Source organism: Fulvimarina fulva (assembly GCF_039652615.1).
Lineage (GTDB): Bacteria > Pseudomonadota > Alphaproteobacteria > Rhizobiales > Rhizobiaceae > Fulvimarina.
Map to the genome: position 1 here is coordinate 1 of NZ_JBDJAC010000031.1, position 1,766 is coordinate 1,766.

2 protein-coding genes are annotated in these 1,766 nt (G+C 56.1%); one reads left to right on the plus strand and one right to left on the minus strand.

Annotated features, from left to right (window positions below; translation table 11 throughout):
• Positions 1 to 628 (plus strand): IS3 family transposase (locus ABDX79_RS19620; protein WP_346221981.1); only part of this gene is annotated, 628 nt, incomplete at its 5' end.
• 155 nt (positions 629 to 783) lie between these two features.
• Here the strand turns inward: ABDX79_RS19620 and ABDX79_RS19625 are convergent.
• On the minus strand, positions 784 to 1,766 hold a 983-nt coding region (locus ABDX79_RS19625), incomplete at its 5' end, for a tyrosine-type recombinase/integrase (protein ID WP_346221982.1).

Genomic DNA, 1,766 nt, shown 5'->3' on the forward strand with positions numbered 1-1,766 from the left:
GGAAGGGCTCAAAGTCCCACAGAAGCAACCGAAGAGAGGCCGGCTCTGGCTGAATGACGGATCGTGCATCCGTCTGCGACCGGAGTATCCCAACCATGTCTGGTCCTATGACTTCGTGGAAAGTCGGACCCATGACGGAAGGAAGTTCCGCATGCTGAATGTCATCGATGAGTTCTCCCGCGAGAGTTTGGCGATCCGGATCGACCGGAAGCTGAACTCGATCAACGTCATCGATGTCCTGACGGACCTCTTCATCCTGCGCGGCCCGCCTGGACACGTACGGTCGGACAACGGTCCTGAGTTCATCGCGAAGGCGGTCAGGGAATGGATCGTCGCGGTCGGTGCGAAGACGGCGTTTATCGAACCCGGCAGCCCGTGGGAGAACGGCTACTGCGAGAGCTTCAATTCCAAGCTCCGCGACGAGCTTCTGAACGGTGAGATCTTCTACTCGCTCGCAGAAGCCAAGGTCGTGATCGAGAAGTGGCGAGGCCATTACAACACGGCGCGTCCACATTCATCGCTCGGGTACCGGCCGCCGGCTCCAGAAGCCGTTCAATGGCCGGCGCCGCTCAACGGACCGACGTCGCCGACCACGCCAGCCGTGGCGCAGAGGCCGACAATGCACTAAGATTCACCCCGGACCACCCGGTAGGGGCAGGCCATGTTCAGGACTGATTTTGAGATCGTCATAAGATTCTAAAATATCTATTTGATCGCTCACTATATTTATGTCCGTACTGTGGTCCTTTTCAGCAGTTTCAGTGAACACGAATTTATTTTCGGTTACGCCGGGTTTTTTTCGTTCGACATACAGAATTGCGCCCATGCCTCCATGAGGGCCCGACGCTTTTCAAGCGCATCACCGCGACGGTATGCGCGTTCCGTCTGATCGCCAACGATGTGTGCGAGGGCCGCCTCAGCCAACTCCCTGGCAAATTCCGTTTCCTCGCCAACCCAATCGCGGAAAGAAGATCTGAACCCATGAACAGTGAGGTGGCCAAGGTTCATGCGACGCATAGCCATTTCCATTGACATGTTAGAGAGGGGGCGGCCTGCTTTCTGCCCAGGGAATATGTGATCGTTGCTCTGGACGGTCCTCATCGCCAAGATAATTTTCATAGCTTGATCTGAGAGCGGAACACGGTGAACGCGGCCCGCTTTCATGCGATCAGCAGGAACGGTCCATACGCGGGTCTCAAAGTCAATTTCATCCCAGGTTGCGCCTAGAACCTCTCCTGATCGGGCGGCGGTCAGGATTGTAAGTTCAAGCGCTGAGGCTGCTAGCGCGGGCCGATTTTGCAATTCCGAGAAAAACTTTGGCACTGCGTTGTACGGCATTGCTGCGTGATGTCCACGCTGCAACTTTTGCCTCTTGGGCAGAAGCAATTCCAAATGTCCACGCCAGCGAGCCGGGTTCTCGCCTGAGCGCAATCCCCTCGCTTTCGCGGCGTCCAATACGCGTTCTATGCGGCCTCGCAGCCGTGAAGCAGTTTCATTCTTCGTCCGCCAGATCGGTGAGAGCACAGCGAGCACGTCATCTGTTGAAATCTCTTCAAGTGGCATGTCGCGAAGCGAAGCAGCATAGTGCGTCAATGTCATATACCATTGCGCAATGTGTTTCTCGTTACGAAACGACTGGGAAAGGTTAGCGTCCGAGTACGTGGTGTAATTTCTCCGGCGCTGCCGGTGTGATCTTGGGTGGCCATCGAGGTGTATGATCGAGGTGGAGTTTGGCGACTTCAACCGAGAACCATACGGAGACCCCG